Origin of the sequence: uncultured Tateyamaria sp., from assembly GCF_947503385.1 — a bacterium.
Taxonomy (GTDB): Bacteria; Pseudomonadota; Alphaproteobacteria; order Rhodobacterales; family Rhodobacteraceae; genus Tateyamaria.
Genome location: NZ_CANNDO010000013.1, coordinates 12,057 through 33,186, shown reverse-complemented (window position 1 = coordinate 33,186; position 21,130 = coordinate 12,057). Strand labels below are relative to the sequence as shown.

Below are 21,130 nucleotides of genomic sequence, written 5' to 3'. Positions count from 1 at the left end.
TAGTGCGGAGGACCACTTCTGTGGAGGAGGATCACATTGTGCTGGACAAGAAGCAGCCAAAGGAAGTCCCGATATGTTCTTAAAACGGACCTTCATCTGCTGCAATTTGGTCAGCCATCGCTCTTGCCGTTTTCGCCCGATGGTGGATCGCTTCCCAGTTTCCCTCGGAAATGTCCTGAGACTTCGCGATCCAACTCCCACCGACCGCATTCACGGGGCCATAACTCAGCCAGTCCGTCATCGTATCAAGGGTGATGCCACCGGTGGGATTGAACCTGAGACCGGTATGGCGGAAAGGTTCCGCCACGCCTTTAAGCATCGTCAAACCACCTGAGGCTGTCGCAGGAAAGAACTTCACCATTTCGCAACCTGATCGCAATGCGATCTGTACATCGGAAGGTGTCATTACCCCGGGGCAAAAGGTAATCCGAGGGTTTGCGCAGCTGACAAAGTGGCGACATCAATGCCCGGAGGTAACGCGAATGCCCCACCAGCAGTCTGCGCCGCACACAGCTGTTCTTCATTCAACACAGTTCCTGCTCCGACAAGCATCTCAGGCCGATACTTCGCGATTTGCGCAATCGCACTTATGGCCGCTTCCGTTCGAAGCGTAATTTCCGCAACAGGCAGTCCTGCGCCGATAAGCACGTCAGCCAATGCCAACGCGTCCGTTGCGTCTTCAATCGTGGTGACAGGGACAACTCCGTATCGCGCAATGGACTCGAATACGCTCATCTGTCTTCCATTTGGGGCGTAGAAATTTCGAGGCTCGGGACCTGACCCGAAGGAATTCGCGCTCCGAATTGTTGCAATACGGCCGCTGACATAATCTGTCCGCTAGCGATCGCATGTACCGGCACGCGGCCTTCGAGACGAGCAGCGAGATATCCAGCATTGAAGGCATCCCCTGCCCCGGATGTGTCACGGATACCTGAGACGGATTTACAAGGGACTTCGGCGACCTGTTCACCATCCCAAAATGTCACGGGTGCCGCGCCATTCTTGACCACGATTTCCGAAACGCGCGCCGCACGAAGCCGTTCGATTGTCTCATGAGGCGACCCATCGCCCCACAGTGCTGCTTCGTCGTCAAAACTCGGCAAGGCAATGTCGGTTACGCAAAGCATAGCCTCAATCGCGTCACAGGTCTCAACGGAAGACGACCACAGCCGTGGGCGTACATTTGGGTCAAATGAAACACGCGCCCCCTGCGTTCGCGCAAACGCCAGCACTGAGATCAGCCGTGCGCGCGCGTCGGGCCGCAGTATTGCAAGGGTTACACCTGAGACGTGGATCAGACCCGCGCCTTGCACTGACTGTTTCAGGCAATCTTCATCTTCGGCCAAAAGACGTGCGGCAGAAGCCTCACGCCAATAGTGGAAACTGCGCTCTGCCCCGTCGAGCTCAATCATGTAAAGGCCCATCATGCGATCCGAGACACGACCGACATGCGATGTATCAAGCCCGTCCGCGTGCAAACTCGCGATGAACTTTGTGGACAGGGTGTCAGTCCCAACCTTTGTGGCGAAACGCACGGGCAGTTCTACGTCGGGAATCTGCGCCATATGCCAAGCGGTATTGAACGTGTCGCCTGCAAAGTCCTTCCGATAGGTGCTGCCGCCCGTTTCGGCCATCTCGATCATGGCCTCGCCCAGCGCAACCGTCCTGTTTGACTGAAAGCTGATCATAGTGGCGCGGTATCTTGGTCGTAGATTCCACCAGTGAGCCATGCCGGCCAATCGCGTTCAAAGAACGATTGGTCGCCGTCATAGGGGCGATTTGGTACCTTTGTGACAATCATGTAGGTTCCCTCCAGTCGAACCCGCAGCTGGCTCTGTTTGTCGGTGTCGCGTTCCGCGCGGAACCGCACCTCGGGCAGCGACCCATGCACCGATTGCGGCAAGGAGTCCCCTGTTGGGTCGCAGATCGCTCGGGCACCCCGACTTCCACCACCCTGCGCGATATAATGATCCAGCGCTGACAACACGGCCTCGGATGCGACTGCCATCTGCTGCCATTGAATGGCGCGGGCCACCTCGCCCGTGCGCGAGACCTGAAGACCATGTGCGCGGATTTGCGCGTTCAAGGTGCGAGCCCCTTCCATGGCCATGGTCACATCATGGGCTGTGCACAAGATGCCCGCATGGTCACTCATCCGGGCTTGCACTTCTGTGCGAATGTCCTTCCATGACTGACCACTTTCACGGGTCAGCAGGCGCATTACCTCAGAAACGGCTGCCTCTCCCACGGTGGAGATGTTGGCCGATGACGGCGCGGCGGCAACACTCGACGCGCCGATATGCTCTGCGACACGTGTTCCAAAAACCTGCCCTGCATTGAGGGCCGAACCACCAGGGCGGGTGACACCATGTGTGCCCGACGCTTCGCCCACCGCGTAGATGCCCGAGACATTTGTCCGTCCCCAAGTATCAACGGCGATGCCCCCGTTCATATGCTGGTTGTTCACGGCAAATTCCAAGGGATCTGCAGTGATATCAACCTTGTAGCGCTTGTAGAGCTCAATCGCGAGCGGGTTCATGTGGCGAAGGCGATCAATGGGCAATGCGTGATCCGCACCTGCATTTCGCAGATACGCCCCGACATCCGGGTCTAGCCGGTCGAGGCTGAAGGGAGCGTCAATCGCCACCGGATTGCGATTGAAATCCATGTAGACGCGACGGCCCTTCTGGCTTTCTCGGAAAATGGCAAGATCCACGAGGCTTGACTGAAAATCGAGCATCCGGCTTGCGTGGAAGGGCCATTGGTAGCCCTTGCGAAAGATGTTCGACGCCATCTCTTGGGTGGTGCGATAATAATCGGCGAGGAAATGATGCTCGGTGCCCTCGGTATCAACAGAATAGATATGCGGGATCACCTGCACATAGGTACCCGAAAGGTTCCATGGAAAGCCTTCACGACGAGTTCCGATGCCAAACTGACTTTCGGTGATATTGGTCAGCTCCAGACCGGATTCCAACGCCAGCCCTAGGGTGCCGAAACAGCCATTTGGGAAGACGCTGTCCCGGTACATCTCACCCGGGCCACCGGCGGCAAAAACCATCGCAGAACAAGCACTTAGGGTTAGGCCGTAGGGATTAGCATCGGACGCTTCCTTAGGACGGATCGCAAGCAGGCCTGTAACGCCTTGCGCGTCTTTTAGGACTTTGATCGCTGTGGTGTGATTGAAGAACGGGATATCAAGGCGGATCGCTTCTTCCGCCAAAACCTTGACCATCAGTCGGGAAGTGCGTGGTCCACAGGATGTCGCACGCCCAACTTCATCATGGTCAGTCTGATAACGCAACGTGCCGCCAAGATGATCCTGTGGTAAAGGCAGGCCAAGGTATTGCAAGGACGCCATCGCGCGCACGGACCCCACAGCCTCGATATAGGCGGTGTCCTCGTCCATGGCGCCGCCCGCGCGGATCGCCTCGGCCATCGCCTGAAAGTTGTCGCCCTGATCTTTGGTATTTGCGGTGTGCAAGGTCTGCTTGTCAGAACCGGAACAGGCTGACGTCCCGCCCCAGGCGCTTTGGCTGATGATCGTGACATAAACACCGCGGCGTTTCATCTCGACCGCCGCGCGCAGACCAGCCGCGCCACTACCGATAACGAGCGCACCTGTCCGATAAACCGGCACATCAAAACCGCCGATACGGAGCATCTCGGCCACCTCAGGCTCTGGTTTCAATCGCGGCATGACCACATCGGTCAGCGCATCAAGGATCTCTTGAGGGACGGAAAGCGACACAGCGGCTCCTCGGCTTTAGGTGATGTCCGTCCAAGCACGCTTGTCGGACGATGCCATACACGCATCTACAATCTGGCAAATGTGATGGCCGTTCTCAAAGGTTGGCCACATCGGGGTGTTTGAAGTGATGGATTTGATCACTTCGGCAATCTCGATGATTTTGCTTTCGTTGTAGCCCAAGGCGAAGTTCGGCAGCGGCAGAAAGGCCGCATAGGTCGGATGCTCTGGGCCAATGTCAATCTCGCGGAACCCGCGACGTCCGACGGCATCATCGTTCGAGTAGAACCGCAGCCGGTTCACCTCGTCAAAGGTGTAAGCCAAGCTGCCTTTGGTGCCGTAAATCTCATAGGTCTGCATAAACTTGCGGCCTGTGGCCACGCGGCTGAAATCAATCAGCCCTTTGGCCCCGTTTTCAAACGTACACAGGATATTGGTGCCGTCGGGGTTTGTCACGTCGCCCCATTCGGTGTCGTTTGTGATAGGCGGCGGGTCGTCACCGTAGTCCAGCCCGTCGACCCTGGGTCGTCTTGGCGCGGTGATGTAGCTGTCCGCGATCAAAGAGGACACTTTGCCCACCAGAAACTCCATAAAGCTGAACACATGGCTGCCGGTGTCACCAATGATGCCCGTCGGCGCGAGGTCGCCGTCCGCGCGCCACATGTAGGGGGCCAACGGGTCAGCATAGATGTCGATGTGCTGGCAAGCCTTGAACAGTTTGATCTCACCAATCTCACCAGCGTCTATGATCTCCTTTGCGCGATCATGTATCGGGTTGCGCGGGAACGAATGGCCGACGCGGGTGATCAGCCGCTTTGCCTTGGCAAGATCAGCCAGTTCACGGGCTTGCAGCGCAGTGTCAGCCAACGGCTTTTCGCAATAGACGTGCTTACCAGCAAGCAGTGCTGCTTTCGCGACGTCGTAATGCATGTTGTCCGGCAAACAAATGTCGATCAAATCAACATCTGGGTCGTTCACAGCATCCTGCCAATTGTCGAGGATCTTTGCATCTGGCGCGCGAAATGCCAGATCCTTGGCCGCCGTGGGGTTCGCCTCGACCAGGGCGACCACACGGGCAGTGCCGTTTTCCGGCCCAAAGAAATGAGGAAAGCTCTGGTAGGCCATTGTATGGGTCTTGCCCATCCAACCTGACGCGCCAAGCACGGCAACCCTGACTTCGGTCATCTCGTTGTCCTTTCGTTCAATCGCAACTGGATGCGCGGATAACCAACCGCACAGGACTACGGGCCTCGGACGGTGGGGCAACGCCATCCTTGATCCACGCCACGATCTGCCGCGCGGCTGAGGCGGCGAAATCTGGGATATTGCAGCTGACGGTTGTCAGCGGCGGGTAGCTGTCCAGCCCATCTTCGATGTCATCAAATCCGACAACACGAAGCTCGGGCCCCGCCTTGATCCCAAGATCGGGACAGGCGGCAAGGACGCCAAGCGCAACAAGGTCGTTGAAGCATATCACACCGTCGACCTCGGGATGCTCCGCCTGCAAGTGCGCTGCCATTTTCTTGCCGAAAGCGCGTGTCGATTGTCCGGTCAGGACCAACGGATCCAGCCCGCGTTCTTCCAATACAGACAGATACCCGGCCATACGTTCACGGGTCACGGGACGTCCTTCCAGTCCGCCAAGGAAGGCAATCTTTTTACACCCTTGATCCAGCAGATGCTCAGCCGCGAGGCGGCCGCCTGTCAGGTAATCGGGAGCGAGCAAGGGAAATGTACCGCCGTCTCGTTCCAGCGTTCGAAAGACTTGCAATGTCGGTGTGTTCGCAGCGTCCAAAACCGCGAGTGTTGCGGCTTCGTTCCCATAGGCCGGTGAAATGATGAAACCGGAAACCCCGTGTTCCACGAGCGACGAGATCATTTGGCCCTGCAATTTTGGGTCCTCATCGGTGTTGGCCAGCACCGTTGCAAACCCAGCCTGCGCCAGCTCCATCTGAAAGAGGGCCGCGAATTCCGTAAAAAACGGGTTGCGCAGGTCGTTGATCACAAGCCCGATCAAACCGGATGACGAAGACCGCAACGTCGCCGCAGACCGGTTGTAGACATAGCCGATCTCCGCCATTGCCTGCCGCACCGACTTGCGCGTCTCATCCTTGACCGATGTCGCGCCTTGCAAAACAAGGCTGACGGTGGATTTCGACACGCCGGCCTGTTTGGCGACGTCCAGAATGGTGGGGCGGCTTTTCATGTGTAAGGTCTCCTTTGCCCCTAACTACACGTCGAGGTCGAGAACCAGAACACCGTCGAGTCCGCCCACTGCATTTGCCACAATCTGGCCGCCTAAGGCCTTGTGCTCTTCATTGTGTGCGTAGGTTAGCAGTGCGTCCCAGCTGTCAAAGTCGATGACAAAGCCGTGCATGTAGCCACGTTCGATCTGTTCAGGGCTTTGGGACCGCCCGCCGGTAAAGTTTGCAGCGCCGGGCAGCTTGCCGGCCACAGCAGCCAAACCATCATAGATGCCTTTTATGGTCTCCTCGGACACTTCGGATTTGAACTTGGTGAGGACTATGTGCCGGATCATTGGGACATTCCTTGGTCTTGTTTGATCATGTCCGCAGCTTTCTCGCCGATCATGATGGAGGGAGCATTCGTGTTGGATGAGTTGACAGTCGGCATGACCGACGCATCGGCGACGCGCAGCCGTTCAATTCCATTGAACTTTAGACGCGGGTTCAGCACCGCAGTCTCATCCGCACCCATTCGGCAGGTGCCAGCGCAGTGATGCGACGTCTTTGAATGGACACAGATGAAGTTGAAATAGTCTTCGTCCGTCTTCACATCCGGTCCGGGCAAACGCTCGGCCAGGATATATTTGCTTAGCGCTGCCTGAGAGAGGATCTCTTGCACCAGTTTCAAGCCGCGGATCGACATGTCACGGTCATAGGAATCTGACAGGTAGTTTGGATCGATCAAAGGCATGTCCTTGGGGTGGGCCGATTGAAGCCGAACAGTCCCTCGCGAACGGGGGCGCAGGTGGCACGCGTTGAGCGTCACCCCGCCATTCGGCATCGCCACAACGCCCGCTTCGATGCCGGTCCCCAACCCCAGATGCATTTGGATGTCAGGCGTTTCCGCGTTTTCATCCGCGTACCAAAAGCCCCCCGTCTCAAAGAGGCTGGAGGCCACAGGCCCCTTACGGGTGAAGATGTATTGCAGGGCGGCGAACGCACTGAGATGCAATTTAGCGAAGCGATCATAGGTATGAGGTCCTGTGACCTCGCAAATGGCATAGAGATCCAAATGGTCCTGCAGGTTCGCACCAACGTTTGGCTGATCATAGACCACGTCGATACCGAGGCCCGCGAGATGGTCCGCAGGGCCGATGCCGGACAGCTGCAGCAGCCGCGGTGACCCGATCGCACCTGAGGACAGAATAACCTCGCGGTCCGCCGCGATAACGGACCCATCAGCCATCTCGACACCTGTGGCGCAGCCGTTCTCAACCACAATTCGATTGACCTGCGCCTTCTTCTGGATCGTCAAATTCTTGCGACCCCGCGCCTGCCCCAGAAAGGCCATCGCGGCAGAAGACCTGCGCGCGTTTTTTTGGGTCAGCTGGTAATAACCGGCACCGTCCTGTCTTTCACCATTCATATCGGTCGCTTGCGGAATACCAACTTGTCCGGCGGCTTCGATAAAAGCATCGCAGATTGGCAAAGGGGCAGCAGGCATTGAGACACCAAGCGGCCCACCCTTGCCATGATATCGACCGTTGTGGGTGTCGTTGTCCTCGGACTTCTTGAAGTAAGGGAGCACGTCTTCATAGCTCCAACCCTCGCAGCCCATCTGCCGCCAGCCATCATAATCCTGTGCGGCACCACGGGTATAAATCTGAGCGTTGATTGCGGAACCGCCGCCAATGACCTTGGCTTGGGTATAGGTGAACACCTTATCCCGCATCGCCTTTTGCGGCGTCGTCGACCACCCCCAAGACCCAATGCCCTTGGTCATTTTTGCAAACCCCGCGGGCAGATGGAAGAACGGGTGGCGGTCACTGCCGCCCGCTTCCAAAAGCAAGACACGGGCACTGGGATCCTCTGACAAGCGGGCCGCTATGGCCGATCCGGCAGAGCCTCCGCCGATCACGATGAAATCATATCCACGGGCGGTCATGCGGCAAATTCCGTCTGGGTCATGCGGCGTCCAGCGCGCAGCGCGAGGGCGGCGATCGTCAGCGCCGGGTTTACAGCAGCGGATGTCGGCAAGACCGACGCGTCGACAATAAAAAGGTTCGGGTGGTCATGGCTTCGGCAGTGGCTGTCCACAACGCTCAAGGCCGGGTCGTTGCCCATACGTGCCGTGCCGCATTGGTGTGACGGCGTGCGTCGGTCAAACGGCTGAGACAAGACAATCGGAAACCCGACCTGTCTTAAGACACGCTTTAGTTCTTGCACCAATTGCAGGTGAACATCCCAATTCGACCGTTGCCAATCAAGCTTGATCTGCCCGTTCTTGAGCGTCACCCGACTGCCCGGGTTCGGCAGGTCCTCGGACATCGCATAAAAGTCAAAACTACGGGCTGCGATCCAATGAGCGAGCCATCGCGGCAGCGGCGTTGTTGCCGCAAGAATGGGTCCGGTGATCTTGCCCAACATCTGCACATTGCCAAGCGGTGGACGGGTGTTCGACCCACGATAAAAATCGTTTAGCATCAGCGTTTTCTGATAAATACTTTTGTTCTTGCGCATCGGGTGCAAGGCCAGCACAGCGGAACAATTATGGTTCATGAAGTTCCGTCCAACTTGATCAGATCGGTTTGCCAACCCTGAGGGGCAATTGTCATTGGCTGACCGCAACAAGAGCGCAGCGGACTGCACCGCCCCTGCCGCCACGACAAACCGCGACGCCGTCAGGCGCTCTCCGTTCGCAAGAACGGCAGCCGTCACAAATCCCCGCTGATTACATTCAAGGCGCTCGACAATGCAGCCTGTGTGCAACGTCACGTTCTCATGGGCCAGCGCCGCAGCAAGGCCACAGGTCTCGGCATCCATCTTGCCGCCACAGGTGTTGGGATAGGCATCCCATGTCGTCAGACCTGCGGCCAACCATGCAGCCTGATCAACGCCAAGCGGAATATGTGATGGATGAAGACCCGCATGTTTCAGTCGCTCTCGCAAAGCTGCGATATCCGGTTCATCGGGGACGGGAGGATGGGGATAGTTCCCTGAATGGGCAGGTTCCGTCGGATCATCCGCCTGTCGCCCGCGTACCTGATACATCTCTTCTGCGGCCTGATAATCCGCCTCAAGGTCCGAATACCCAATCGGCCATCCGGGCGTTTGGCCACCGGATTGCGGAACGGCATCAAAATCGGAGGCCCGGTACCGGATCAATGCGGCGCCATAGAACTTTGAATTTCCGCCGACATAGTAATAGTTGCCGGGGTTGAACGAACGGTCTTGCCCATCCAGCCAGGCTTCGTCGGGGCGAAAAGCGCCATCGCCAAAAATCGCCCCCGCATCGCGATCCGACGCCGAGGCACGCAAATGCCCGCCCCGTTCGAGGATCATGATCCTGCGGCCGGTGGAGGCCAGCGCAGCAGCCAGGGTCGCGCCGCCCATGCCGGATCCAACGATGATGACATCTGCATCCATCAGGGGACGATCCGCATTTCGGTTTCGGGATCGAAGGCGACAGCCTTTTCCATGTTTACGGCGAACGGGAAATTCGCACCCGGGCGTACATCTGCATCGGATCGCATTCGCGCAATCACATCTTTTCCACCTAGTGTCATCGTGACAAAGGTGTCCGACCCCGCCGGTTCAGTGACCACGATGCGGTTTGTCATCCGAGCAATATTCGACGAATTGCGATCAGCTGCGTCCTCATCCGTGATCGTTTCAGGCCGGATGCCAAGCATGATGTCTCGACCGTCCCATCCTGCCATGTTGTTCTGACTGAAGGGCAAAGATACGGTCGAGTCGTCGTGAAGCGCGACAACTGCAACAGGTTTGCCCCCTTCCATCGCGACCTTGGCAGGCACGACATTCATCGCCGGTGATCCCATAAAAGTGGCTACAAAGACGTTGGCAGGGCTGTCGTAAATTTCTTGCGGGGTGCCTAATTGCTGAACATAGCCACCATACATGACTGCAATACGGGTCGAGAGGGTCATCGCCTCGATCTGGTCATGGGTCACGTAGACGATCGTGGTGCCCAGCTTCTGGTGCAATTTCTTGATCTCGGTGCGCATATCAACGCGCAGCTTTGCATCCAGGTTCGACAAGGGTTCATCAAACAGGAATACATCTGGGTTGCGTACCAAGGCGCGCCCCATGGCGACACGCTGACGCTGCCCCCCTGACAACGCTCCGGGCTTGCGATCAAGCAACTGTTCGATCTGTAGAAGTTCGGCCACGTCCTTCATCGCCTTTTGCCGTTCGGGTTTGGGCGTGCCGTGCATTTCGAGCCCGAAGGTGATGTTCTGGCCAACGGTCATGTTTGGGTAAAGTGCGTAGGACTGGAATACCATGGCGATGTTGCGCTTGGACGGGTGGACGCCGTTCATCACCTTGTCTTTTATGCGGATCTCCCCGCTGGTGATGTCCTCAAGCCCTGCGATCATGTTCAAAAGTGTTGACTTTCCACAGCCCGAAGGACCGACAAGGACGAGGAATTCACCCTCCTCCACCGAAATGTCTACATTGTGCAGAACCTCGATAGCTCCGTACGATTTTGTTGTGTGATCGATATCGAGGAAACCCATTTCCTTCGCTCCAATTCGTTTGTTGAGGCGCGCGATGTACACGCACCCCAGTGATGTTACAGAGCCAGTTCAACCGCCTCGGCGAGTTGCTCGGCTGCGTCTTCAGGTGTCATGTCAGTGTTGAAGAACTCGGTGATGACGTCGGTTGCGGCGCCAACGACACTGGCCCCAGCCGCATGGGTTCCCGCGAAAGTTGGAACTGCAGTTCCGTCGGTATCGCTTGCCGAGAAATCCGCAGCAGTTGCTTGCGCACATGCATCAAGGGCCGAAAAATCTGCATCTGTCCGCGCAGGTATTGCCCCCTTTGCCTGGTTGAATGCGACCTGGACCTCAGGGTCCATAATCGCGCTTGCCAAGGTCGCTTGCGCACTTGCGGCATCCGCGTCCGGCTGGGCAAAAAAGCTCAGCGAGTTCACAAGATAAACAAACCCTCCATCACCTGTTTTCGGGACAGGAGTGCAGGCAAAGTCTTCGCCTGCAGTTTGACCGGCATTCGTGAACTCACCCTTTGCCCAGTCACCCATGATTTGCATCGCTGCTTCGCCGTTGATGACCATAGCAGTGGCTAGGTTCCAGTCGCGGCCAGAAAAATCTTCGTCGACCATGCCGCGAATTTCTGCCATTTGCGCGAATACGGATTGCATCGTTTCGGATCTGAGCGCCTCCAAGTTGAGGTCGACCAATGCCGTGCGATAGAAATCCGCACCGCCGACGCCCAAAACCACGGCTTCAAACATATAGGCTTCCTGCCAAGCCTGCCCGCCGTGAGCGACCGGCACGATGCCAGCTTCCACAAATCGCGGCGCAAGTGCATTGAATTCATCCCAAGTCGTTGGGAATTCTGCACCAATTTTTTCAAAGGCTGCACGAGAAGCCCAAATCATGTCGGTGCGATGCACGTTTGTCGGGGCAGCCACATACGCGCCGTTGATTTTGTTAAATCCCTGCACCGCTTGAGGAAGGACATTGTCCCATCCTTCCGCTTCAGCGACAGCATTGACGTCGCCCAGGAGCCCTTCGTTCGCCCAGTCTACGATGTTTTGGCCCAACATGAGCATTGCTGCTGGTGGATTACCGGCCGCAATTCGAGCCTGAAGCGCGGTCTTGGCTTGGTCGCCCCCGCCGCCGGCGACAGGAGCATCTTGCCAGTCAACCCCGGCGAGGGTGACCTTGTCCTTGATCACTCCAAGGGCTGCGGCTTCGCCTCCGGATGTCCAGAAATGCATGACTTCGACGCTATTTTCTGCGAACGCCTGTGCCGACGAAAACCAAAGCGTCAGTGCAGCTATGTTGGCAATTCTCTTCATTTGTGATTTTCCTCTCATGTTGGGATCGGCTCACGAGACCGATGGTTGTTGATCTCAACACGGTCGGGAGCGGTTGCAGCCGCATCCCGACCAACTTGGCACTCATCCTTTCACGGAGCCTGCCATCAAACCGCGGACGAAGTAGCGGCCTGCGACGATGTAAACGAGAAGGGTTGGAAGGGCGGCGAGGATCGCGCCGGCGAAGTGGACGTTGTATTCCTTCACGCCGGTCGAGGACTGAACGAGGTTGTTCAAAGCCACTGTCATCGGCTGGCTGTCCGCCCCGGCAAAAGAGGCACCGAACAGGAAGTCATTCCAGATGTTGGTGAACTGCCAGATAATTGACACCACGGCGATCGGCCCGGATGAGGGCAGCAAGATACGCCAGAAGATCTGGAAGAACCCGGCCCCGTCGATCTGAGCGGCACGGATCAATTCGGTCGGGAAAACAGCATAGTAGTTGCGGAAATACAGGGTGGTGAATCCGATACCGTAGACCACATGCACCAGAACCAGTCCCCAAGTCGTACCCGCCAAGCCCATCAGGCCCAGCATCCGCGCCATGGGGATGAGAACGATCTGAAACGGGATGAAGCAGGCAAACAGCATCAGTCCAAATAGGATCGTATCCCCTCTGAACCGCCACTTTGTCAGAACATAGCCATTCAGCGCGCCAAGTATGGTCGAGATCGCAACAGCAGGCACGACCATCTTGATCGAGTTCCAGAAGTATGGCTGCAAGCCCGTCGGCTCGACCCCGATTTGGGCGGATGACCAGGCCTTGGCCCAGGGCTCCAGCGTAAAGACCTGCGGCAAGTTCATCATGCCGCCGCCGGTGATTTCATTCAGCGGTTTAACGGAGTTCACGACCATCACGTAAAGCGGCAGCATGTAAAACAGCGCGAAAAGCAACAGAATGAGATAGATCAGCGTCCGGGTCACGCGACCGGTGCGAATGGCGGTGTCTTGGGTCGCAGCAGACATTACTTCTTCTCCCGCAATTCGGCATAGAGGTAAGGGATCATGATCGCGGCAATCGTCATCAACATGATCGTGGCCGATGCCGCACCGATCCCCATTTGGTTGCGGCTGAACGTGTAGGAATACATGAATGTTGCTGGCAGTTCGGTCGCCCGGCCGGGCCCGCCGCCAGTCAGTGCGATCACGAGGTCAAAGGTCTTGATAGCCAAGTGGCTGAGAATGACGAAGGCCGACAGGAATGCTGGCCGTAGCTGCGGAATGATGATCCGACGATAAAGGTTCCAGTTCGAAGCGCCGTCCATCTGCGCGGCCTTCAGGATTTCGTTGTCGATCCCCCGCAGCCCGGCTAGGAACATCGCCATGACAAACCCACTGGTTTGCCAGACGGCCGCCAGAACCACGGTGTAGATGGCGAAGTCGCGGTTCTTGATCCAGTCGAATTCAAAGGTCGTCCAACCCCAGGTTTGAAGCACATTCTCAAGGCCGATACCGGGATCAAGAAACCACTTCCACGCAGTCCCCGTGACGATGAACGACAAGGCCATAGGATAAAGGTAGATCGTGCGGATCACGCCCTCGGCTCGCACTTTCTGGTCTAGAAAGATCGCGAGGCTGAGGCCCAGCACCGTGCAGATTGTGATATAGAGGGCGGCAAAGATGCCCATGTTCGTGAGCGATATTTCCCAATGGCTCAGCCGCCAGAGCTTGGAGTAATTCTCCCACCCGACCCAACCAAAGGATGGCAACAAACGGCTATCGGTGAACGACAGATACACCGAAAAGATGATGAAGCCGTAGACAAAGACCAGCACCAGGGCCAGCGAAGGTGACAACACCAACTTTGGCAACAAGGCTTGTAGCCGCGTCTTGAAATCCGCGTCGGCAGTACGTGCCATCACGCGCCCCCTTTAGGCTGAGTGGTGAGTGTATTTTGTTCGTGGCAGGGCGGCAGGATCGCCACCCCACCACTGGGAGGAACGCCGGTTGTTACTGCGCGAGTTCAACCGCTGTGACGAGTTCTTCGACGGCGGTTTCGCTGTCGTACTCACCGTTGAAGTGAGCGGTGATCACGTCATACATTGCGTTCTTGACGGAGGCTTCGTTGGCGTGGCCGTGGGCCATGGAGCCGAACAAGTTACCGCTAGATGCAGCAGCGGACAAATCAGCCATGCCCTGTTTGCCGCACGCATCAAAATCAGCGTCGGACACGTCTGTCCGTGCTGGTACCGAACCCTTGACCACGTTGAATGCGGACTGGAACGATGGCGACAGGATCGCTGAGGCCAATGCGGCCTGTTCGGAAGACACCGAGCCGCCCTGATCGAACATCATGAATTGGTCGGCGTTGAACGTGACCTGTTCTTGCGTGCCGGGGAAACGGAAACACAGGAAGTCTTCACCTGGGGTCTGACCAGCGTTCAGAAATTCGCCCTTTGCCCAGTCGCCCATCATCTGGAAGCCTGCTTCACCGTTGATGACCATTGCGGTGGCAAGGTTCCAGTCGCGGCCCGAGAAATTCTCGTCCACGTTGGCGCGGATCACCGCCATGCGGTCGAAGGCCTCTTTCATCGCGTCCGAGGCCAGTGCCTCCGGATCCAAGTCGATAAAGGCGGCCTGATAGCCGTCGGGGCCCAGCGTGGACATTGCCACCGCGTCAAACACCGTGGCCTCCTGCCAAGGCTGGCCGCCATGGGCGATCGGTGTCACACCGGCCGCAGCCAGCGTGTCGAGCGCCGCGGCAAAGTCGTCCCATGTCGCAGGCACAGAGATGCCGTTGGCATCCAGGACAGCCTTGTTCGCCCAGACCCAGTTGGTGGAATGCACGTTCACCGGGGCAGACACCCACGCACCGTTTACTTTCGCAAACTGCTGCAGAGCAACGGGCACAACATCATCCCAGCCTTCGGCAGCTGCGACGTCATTGAGGTTCGCCAAGGCGCCTTGGTTGGCCCAATCGATGATGTCAAAGCCAAGGCCTTGCACGGCTGTTGGCGCGTTGCCTGCGGTTACGCGAGCGCGAAGCACGGTCATCGCCTGCTCACCGCCGCCACCGGCAACGGGCATGTCGGTCCAGCCGACACCCTGACCTTCCAGATCGTCCTTCAATACGTTCAGTGCTGCCGCTTCACCGCCGGATGTCCACCAGTGCAGGACCTCTACCGCACCGTGCCCGTCGGCTTTGACAGAGCCAGCAGCGGCCGTCAGCGCCAACGCAATGGCTGTTGTTTTCATGTAAAAACGCATTTGGTTTCCTCCCATATCGCGTCATGTAAAAGCGCATTGTTACGCGCTCGCCTCCACCCAAGGTGCCCGGCTGTCGCGTCCGACGCGCATCACCACGGATTTCACCTCAAGAAATTCGTCGTATCCGTATTTTCCGATCTCACGGCCCTGGCCGGATTGCTTGACCCCACCAAAGGCAAGCTCTGGATAACCATCCATCCAGGTGTTCGTCCAAACCGTGCCAGCATGGGCACGGCGCGAGAATTCAAGGCAGGTGTGGATGTCGCTGCTCCAAATCCCTGCAGACAGGCCGTAGTCGCTGTCATTGGTCAGCGCGATGGCCTCGTCCAGCGTCTTGAACGTCAATACAGTGAGGACCGGGCCAAAGACCTCTTCACGCGCGATGGCCATGTCCGGCGTCACGTTTGTCACCACGGTCGGCTGATAGAACTGCGGACCAAGCCCGTCGACAGGCAAAGGCCCACCGCCCAACTCGACCTTGGCCCCAGCCTTGATCGCATCCTGTACGTAGCCGTCGATTTTGGCGTTATGCTCCGCCGTCACGATCGCCCCGACCTGTGTGCTGTCATCCAGCGGGTCACCAAATTTAACCTGGCGCGATAGCTCGACCACGCGAGCGACAAAGCGCTCGGCGATGTCCTCGTGCACGATGATCCGGCTGGATGAGTTGCAGCACTGACCCACGTTGAAATAGATGCCGAAGGTCACCGCGTCGGCAGCATTCTCCAAATCCGCGTCTGGCATGATGACCTGCGGGTTCTTGCCGCCCAATTCCAGCGCGACCTTTTTCAGGGTGCCTGAAGAGGCTTGAGTGATCAGCTTGCCCACCGCGGTCGAGCCAGTGAACGTCACCATGTCCACGTCCTTGTGGGTGGACATCATACTGCCGACCGGCTGGCCATACCCCAGCACGATGTTGCACACACCCGCAGGCAGGCCCGCTTCGATCAGCAACTCTCCCAGCATGATGGTCGAGGACGGTGTCATCTCTGACGGCTTCACAACGACAGTGCATCCAGCGGCCAAGGCAAAGGGCAGTTTCTGGCTGAGAATCCAGAACGGAAAGTTCCAGGGTGTGATGATAGACACGACACCGATGGGGTCTTTGACCACCACGCCCAGCATATCGTCGCCCAAAGAATTGTGACTGTCGCCATGGGACGTCCGAGCCAACGCGGCCGCATAGCGCCACAGATCGGCGGCACCGCCGACTTCGCCACGGGACTGGCTGATTGGCTTGCCGCTTTCCAGCGTCTCTTGCACCGCAATGCGCTCGACATTTGCCTCGATCAGATCGGCAACCCTCAGCAAGACGGTTGCGCGCTCCTTGCCGGAAATCCGGCTCCAGACCCCGGCATCAAAAGCGCGGCGGGCCGCTGCAACCGCCGCCACTGTCTCGGCTTCGCCGGCCATAGCACTGCGGCTGACGACAACTTCGTGGGATGGCGAAATGCGCTCAAACCACGCGGCTCCGTCGACCCATGCGCCGTCTATCAGATGCCGACCTACAAAGGCCGCGGGCAAATCGTAGGCGGTCGCCGTGTTGATGGTCAGGTCTTTCATGTCCTATTGCCCTGTAAAATCTGGGGAACGTTTGTTCAGGAAGGCATCGACGCCTTCCTCCCGGTCAGCGCTTGGGGCAGCAGCGGCGGCGCCCAACGCCTCAATCGCAGCACCTCGGTCCTCACCGACAGCGCCATGGATCATCGCCTTTGTGATTTCGTTCGCACGAGGGGATACATCGGCCAGACCATCAGCGATCTGCATGGCAGCGCCCAAAGCGTTTTCCGCAACCTCAGCCACAAAACCAAAACCCAAGGCACGCTCTGCCGAAATGCGTCGGCCAAACAATGCCATCTCTTTGACGACAGGTTCAGGCAACAGGCGCATCAACCGCTGCGTGCCAGACCAACCGGGCACAATCCCTACCTTCGCCTCCGGCAAAGCCAGCGTCGCGCTTGGGGTCATTACCCGAATGTCACAGGCCGCAGCCAGTTCCAGCCCGCCGCCAAAAGTATGGCCGTTCAATGCGGCAATCGTCGGCTTCGACAGTCGAGCCAGAAGATCGAATATACGGTGACCGTTACGCACCCAACCCCTTGCGAACTCCGCGGGCGAAAGCGCACCCCATTCGGCAATATCGGCGCCGCAGCAGAACGCTTTGTCGCCTCCCCCGGTAACAATGACGGCCCGCGTGTCCGTACTCCGGTCAATCTGGGTCAAATGCTCGTCAAGCGCGTCCAGCATCGCCATCGTCAAGGCGTTTAACTTTGCCTTGTTCGACACCGTCAGCACGGCGACGGCACCTTCATATGACAGGGTGATTGCGCTCACAGTGCCAGCCCCATCGGTGCATCAGCCAACAATGCTTTGGGCATGACCTTTGCATTTTCGGCCACCTGCACCCGGCCCTGTGACGGGCCAACGATATGCTCTTGCGGGTCGATGCCCGGCATAATTTCAGTCGCGACAAGCCCGTTGCCCTGCAATGAAATCACACACCGCTCAGTCACGTAGATGACATTCTGTCCCTGCTCGCGGGCACGCTTGCCCGAGAACGTCACATGCTCGACCTCGTCGACCATCTTGGTGAACTTACCAGGGGCCTCGATGATGATGCCATCGTTGGTCAGTTCGACTTTGGCACCGGCCTCGAACCAACCGGAGAAGACGATGTTTTTGGCCTTGGCCGTGATGTCCACGAAACCACCACATCCGGCGGTCAGATAGGGCTTCTTGCCCAGCTTCGAGACATTGACGTTCCCTTCGACATCGACCTCCATGAACGACAGGAACGACTTATCGAAACCAGCACCCTGGAAATAGATAAACTGCTGCGGCGACGGAACATATGCGTCGGCATTCGAGGCACAGCCAAAGGCGAATCCAGTGAGCGGAACGCCACCAACAGCACCTTGCTCAATCGCCCACGTAACGGCGTCTGGATAACCCTCTTCCAATAAAACGCGCGGGACCATGGCACTGATCCCAAATCCAAGGTTCGCAACCATCCCGCGACGCAGCTCCATCGTTGCTCGCCGGGCGATCACCTTTTCAACCCCGTACTCAGCAAGGGAAAAGCTATTCCAAGGGCGCATGATTTCACCGGAAATCGCGGGATCATATGATGTTTCTGTTGTCTGCTTCTGATCAGGATCGACGACAACGCAGTCCACCAGATGGCCCGGTACCCGCACATCATGCGGGCGCAATGACCCATTCGCTGTCATCCGCTTTACTTGGGCGATCACCAAGCCGCCGTTGTTGCGCACGGCAATTGCCTGTTCGAGCCCGCCCAGATAGGCGCCCTCATGCTCATACGTTAGATTCCCGCGCTCATCGGCGGTGGTGGCCCGAATGATCGCGACATCGGGTGCAATATTGGGAAAGTGCAGCCATGTCTTGCCACCAAACTCGACACGCTCGACGATCGGAGCAGCGGCACCTTTGCCGTTCATCGCGCAGCCCTGCCGCGTCGGGTCCACAAAAGTATCCAGCCCAACCTCGGTCAGAACACCGGGGCGCTTGGCTGCGGCCTCGCGATGCATGTCGAACATGATGCCAGATGGGACGTTATAGGCGGCAACCCTGTCCTCAACGATCATCTTCCAGATTTCGGGCATCGGGGCGCTCGATGGACCGGACGGGTAGGACCCTGCCAGCACCCGTGCTAACAGGCCGTCCTTTGCAAGGTGGTCCATGCCCTTGACGCCGTAGACGTCACCGGCAGCAATCGGATGCAACGATGTGATGTTGCGCGGATGACCTTCGCTATCAAACCTTTGACCGATGGCGGCCAGCACAGCGTCCGGGCAGCCAAGCGTTGACGATGCCGAGACCGAAATAATGGCGTCATCTGCAATCTGCGCGACAGCGTCAAAAACCGCTACGACCTTGGACATTTTCTCCCCCCACACGGTCCTTCGTATTTATGGAACGTTCCATAAATCATTATTGGAACGTTCCATAAATGGCAATCAGAAAAAGTAGTTGCTGCAAAAATCCTCTCGATTTCAGTAGCTAGTGAAGATCACGGAGGTCCAAAGGCAGCCCTTGTGGGTCCTGGAAAGACGTAAAACCGGCCTGCGTTTGAGGATCGATTCGTACCGGTTCAATCTCAACGCTGTCTAGCCCCCAGTGTCTGGGCCACTAATTTGGGCTTTCTCCAGTAAGGTTTCAGGAACGGGTGGTCGCATGTTAAGTGCCTGGCGCGGTCGTGTGTGATTGTACTGCCTGAGCCAGTGATTGATGACGACCTGAGCTTGCTCGGTCGTCGTGCACTCCGCATTGAGGACTTCCCGGCGTAGTGTGCCATTGGCCTTCTGCCGGTTTTGAGGACACCGAGATAAGGTGTTTATGGAACTGGAGAATCTATATGACGAGAAGGATGTTCAGCCGCGAGTTCAACCAGGAAGCGGTAGAATTGGTAACGAAGCGCGGCGTGAGTGCGGCGCAAGCTTCGAGGAATCTGGGAATACATGCGACTGTGCTGCGCCGTTGGGTGCGCGCTGCCGTTGCTGATAGACCGGCGGTGTTCCCCGGCAATGGAAAGCTGACGCCGGAACAAGAAGAACTGCGCAGTTTGCGGCGCGAGGTGTCCAATCTGATGGCGGAGCGTGATATTCTAAAAAAGGCGGCCGCCTACTTCGCCAAGGACCAGCTGTGATGTTTGGGTTTGTGCATTGCCCGGCAGGCGATTTGCATCGCAAATCTGCCGAGAGGGGCGAAGCACCGAGAGGCTTGGCCCGTGAGTTGGATGTGTGATGCGCTCGGTGTGTACCGAAGCGGCTTCCATGCCTGGCTGACGCGCCCGCGCAGCGACAGGTCGATCCGGGATGAGGACCTATCAGAAGCGATCCGTTCCAGCTCTCTTCGGTCGGATCGGACCTATGGGGCGCGTCGTGTCTGGCATGATCTCCTCGAAGAAGGTTATGCCTGCGGGTTGCATTGCGTCGAGCGACTAATGCGGCAGGAGGCCTTCAGAGCTCGTCCAAAGCGTCGACAATCACCTAAAGACGAGGGCACGAGGTCGATCATAGCTGCCAACGTTCTTGAACGAGGGTTTGATGCGGATGGGCCGAACCAGAAATGGGTGGCCGACTTTACTTACATTTGACTGCGGAAGGGTGGCTCTACGTTACAGCCATCATCGACCTGTTCTCCCGGCGCATTGTTGGCTGGTCGATGAGTGATCAGATAACCTCCCAGATGGTGACAGATGCCTTGATTATGGCGATCTGGCGCAGGGGTAGACCGAACGAGTTGCGGCATCATTCCGATCAGGGCAGCCAATATACCAGTGCACAGTTCCAAAGGTTGATGGCCGATCGTGGCATTACCCGCTCAATGAGCCGTTCCGGGAATGTCTGGGACAACGCAGCCATGGAGAGCTTCTTCTCGTCGCTGAAGACAGAACGGATCAAACGCAAAACCTACAGGACCAGAAAGCAGGCGCGTGCAGAAGTCTTCGATTACATCGAATGCTTCTACAACCCGAAGCGCCGACACTCGACCATCGGGCACTTAAGCCCTATCACATTCGAGGAGCGAGCTATGAAAGCTTAAATTACCGTCCACAAAACCGGCAGAAGGCCAGGAAGTGGATGACGTAAAAAGGGTCGGTATGCTTTATGGTCAGTTGATTGCTGATGAGAAAATCACACATGACTCGAACGTGACACCGCAGAGTGTCGTCGAGAAAGTTGCACAGCTATAGTAGCTCTTAATTTGCAAGTCCCGCGTTCACCGTCATACTTTGACTGTTGGAGATGTTTCGCAATCTGATTGTTTAACGTCCGCAAAGGGCTGCCCGCCAACCTCAATGCTGTGTGCGACTAGGGTCGGAACTGAGCCCATATTGTAAACTCGATTTTCGTGCTGCACGCGCTCGCAGCACGAAAATCGCTGCTTCTGCGCGATAATTAACGCGACACGGTGGCCGGAATTGAGGCTATTGATGAGCGTCGTTGAAAAGATGTTATAAGCAGCACAGGTTGCGTGCAGGATCAGCCTTCACATTAATTCCATCTAAAATCAGGGATAGTTTGCAAAAAGTGTCCTTTGCTCACTTTCTGAGAAAAACTCCAACCAGAGCAATATCAGTTGCCCCCGACTGTACACATCTCT

General features: G+C 57.3%; 16 protein-coding genes and 2 pseudogenes. 1 reads left to right on the top strand and 17 read right to left on the bottom strand.

Annotated features, from left to right (window positions below):
* Positions 1 to 79: 79 nt before the first annotated feature.
* The 17 genes and pseudogenes from eda to Q1A85_RS23025 form a co-directional block, all read right to left on the bottom strand.
* Positions 80 to 735 (bottom strand): annotated as a pseudogene (gene eda / locus Q1A85_RS21905) (bifunctional 4-hydroxy-2-oxoglutarate aldolase/2-dehydro-3-deoxy-phosphogluconate aldolase).
* On the bottom strand, positions 732 to 1,688 hold the full coding sequence (locus tag Q1A85_RS21900; RefSeq protein WP_299694909.1) for a sugar kinase: 957 nt from the start codon (positions 1,686 to 1,688) through the stop codon (positions 732 to 734). The pseudogene eda and the gene Q1A85_RS21900 overlap by 4 nt, the downstream one beginning before the upstream one ends.
* Positions 1,685 to 3,664, bottom strand: a complete 1,980-nt coding sequence (locus Q1A85_RS21895) for an FAD-binding protein (protein ID WP_299694940.1) — start codon at positions 3,662 to 3,664, stop codon at positions 1,685 to 1,687. Before Q1A85_RS21895 ends, Q1A85_RS21900 begins: the two co-directional genes overlap by 4 nt.
* A 102-nt stretch (positions 3,665 to 3,766) precedes the next feature.
* Positions 3,767 to 4,933: a Gfo/Idh/MocA family oxidoreductase gene (locus Q1A85_RS21890; protein ID WP_299694906.1), complete on the bottom strand. Its 1,167-nt coding sequence runs from the start codon at positions 4,931 to 4,933 to the stop codon at positions 3,767 to 3,769.
* Between the two features lie 16 nt (positions 4,934 to 4,949).
* Positions 4,950 to 5,954: a LacI family DNA-binding transcriptional regulator gene (locus tag Q1A85_RS21885; protein WP_299694903.1), complete on the bottom strand. Its 1,005-nt coding sequence runs from the start codon at positions 5,952 to 5,954 to the stop codon at positions 4,950 to 4,952.
* A 24-nt stretch (positions 5,955 to 5,978) separates the two neighbouring features.
* Positions 5,979 to 6,287 (bottom strand): Dabb family protein, encoded by a 309-nt coding sequence (locus Q1A85_RS21880; protein WP_299694900.1) that lies wholly within the window; start codon positions 6,285 to 6,287, stop codon positions 5,979 to 5,981.
* A complete protein-coding gene (locus Q1A85_RS21875; protein WP_299694897.1) occupies positions 6,284 to 7,852 on the bottom strand; it encodes a GMC family oxidoreductase N-terminal domain-containing protein in 1,569 nt (522 codons plus the stop codon). The genes Q1A85_RS21880 and Q1A85_RS21875 overlap by 4 nt, the downstream gene beginning before the upstream one ends.
* A 23-nt stretch (positions 7,853 to 7,875) precedes the next feature.
* Positions 7,876 to 9,360: a GMC family oxidoreductase gene (locus Q1A85_RS21870; RefSeq protein WP_299694894.1), complete on the bottom strand. Its 1,485-nt coding sequence runs from the start codon at positions 9,358 to 9,360 to the stop codon at positions 7,876 to 7,878.
* Positions 9,360 to 10,472, bottom strand: coding sequence for a sn-glycerol-3-phosphate ABC transporter ATP-binding protein UgpC (gene ugpC / locus Q1A85_RS21865; RefSeq protein WP_299694937.1), 1,113 nt, complete (start codon positions 10,470 to 10,472; stop codon positions 9,360 to 9,362). The genes Q1A85_RS21870 and ugpC overlap by 1 nt, the downstream gene beginning before the upstream one ends.
* Before the next feature lie 56 nt (positions 10,473 to 10,528).
* Positions 10,529 to 11,779: an ABC transporter substrate-binding protein gene (locus Q1A85_RS21860; protein ID WP_299694891.1), complete on the bottom strand. Its 1,251-nt coding sequence runs from the start codon at positions 11,777 to 11,779 to the stop codon at positions 10,529 to 10,531.
* Positions 11,780 to 11,881: 102 nt separating this feature from the next.
* A complete protein-coding gene (locus Q1A85_RS21855) occupies positions 11,882 to 12,763 on the bottom strand; it encodes a carbohydrate ABC transporter permease (RefSeq protein WP_299694888.1) in 882 nt (293 codons plus the stop codon).
* Positions 12,763 to 13,656, bottom strand: coding sequence for a sugar ABC transporter permease (locus tag Q1A85_RS21850; protein ID WP_299694885.1), 894 nt, complete (start codon positions 13,654 to 13,656; stop codon positions 12,763 to 12,765). Before Q1A85_RS21850 ends, Q1A85_RS21855 begins: the two co-directional genes overlap by 1 nt.
* 91 nt (positions 13,657 to 13,747) lie before the next feature.
* The gene (locus Q1A85_RS21845) at positions 13,748 to 14,992 is read right to left on the bottom strand and encodes an ABC transporter substrate-binding protein (RefSeq protein WP_299694882.1); all 1,245 of its coding nucleotides are present in this window, start codon (positions 14,990 to 14,992) and stop codon (positions 13,748 to 13,750) included.
* A gap of 51 nt (positions 14,993 to 15,043) precedes the next feature.
* On the bottom strand, positions 15,044 to 16,567 hold the full coding sequence (locus tag Q1A85_RS21840; RefSeq protein WP_299694879.1) for an aldehyde dehydrogenase family protein: 1,524 nt from the start codon (positions 16,565 to 16,567) through the stop codon (positions 15,044 to 15,046).
* A gap of 3 nt (positions 16,568 to 16,570) precedes the next feature.
* Positions 16,571 to 17,338, bottom strand: a complete 768-nt coding sequence (locus tag Q1A85_RS21835) for an enoyl-CoA hydratase/isomerase family protein (RefSeq protein WP_299694876.1) — start codon at positions 17,336 to 17,338, stop codon at positions 16,571 to 16,573.
* Positions 17,335 to 18,906, bottom strand: a complete 1,572-nt coding sequence (locus Q1A85_RS21830; protein ID WP_299694873.1) for a CoA-transferase — start codon at positions 18,904 to 18,906, stop codon at positions 17,335 to 17,337. Before Q1A85_RS21830 ends, Q1A85_RS21835 begins: the two co-directional genes overlap by 4 nt.
* A 225-nt stretch (positions 18,907 to 19,131) precedes the next feature.
* Positions 19,132 to 19,362: an integrase core domain-containing protein gene (locus Q1A85_RS23025; protein WP_366140627.1), complete on the bottom strand. Its 231-nt coding sequence runs from the start codon at positions 19,360 to 19,362 to the stop codon at positions 19,132 to 19,134.
* A gap of 17 nt (positions 19,363 to 19,379) precedes the next feature.
* Between Q1A85_RS23025 and Q1A85_RS21825 the strand changes: the two are divergent.
* A pseudogene (locus Q1A85_RS21825) lies at positions 19,380 to 20,569 on the top strand (IS3 family transposase).
* The last annotated feature ends 561 nt before the right edge of the window (positions 20,570 to 21,130 follow it).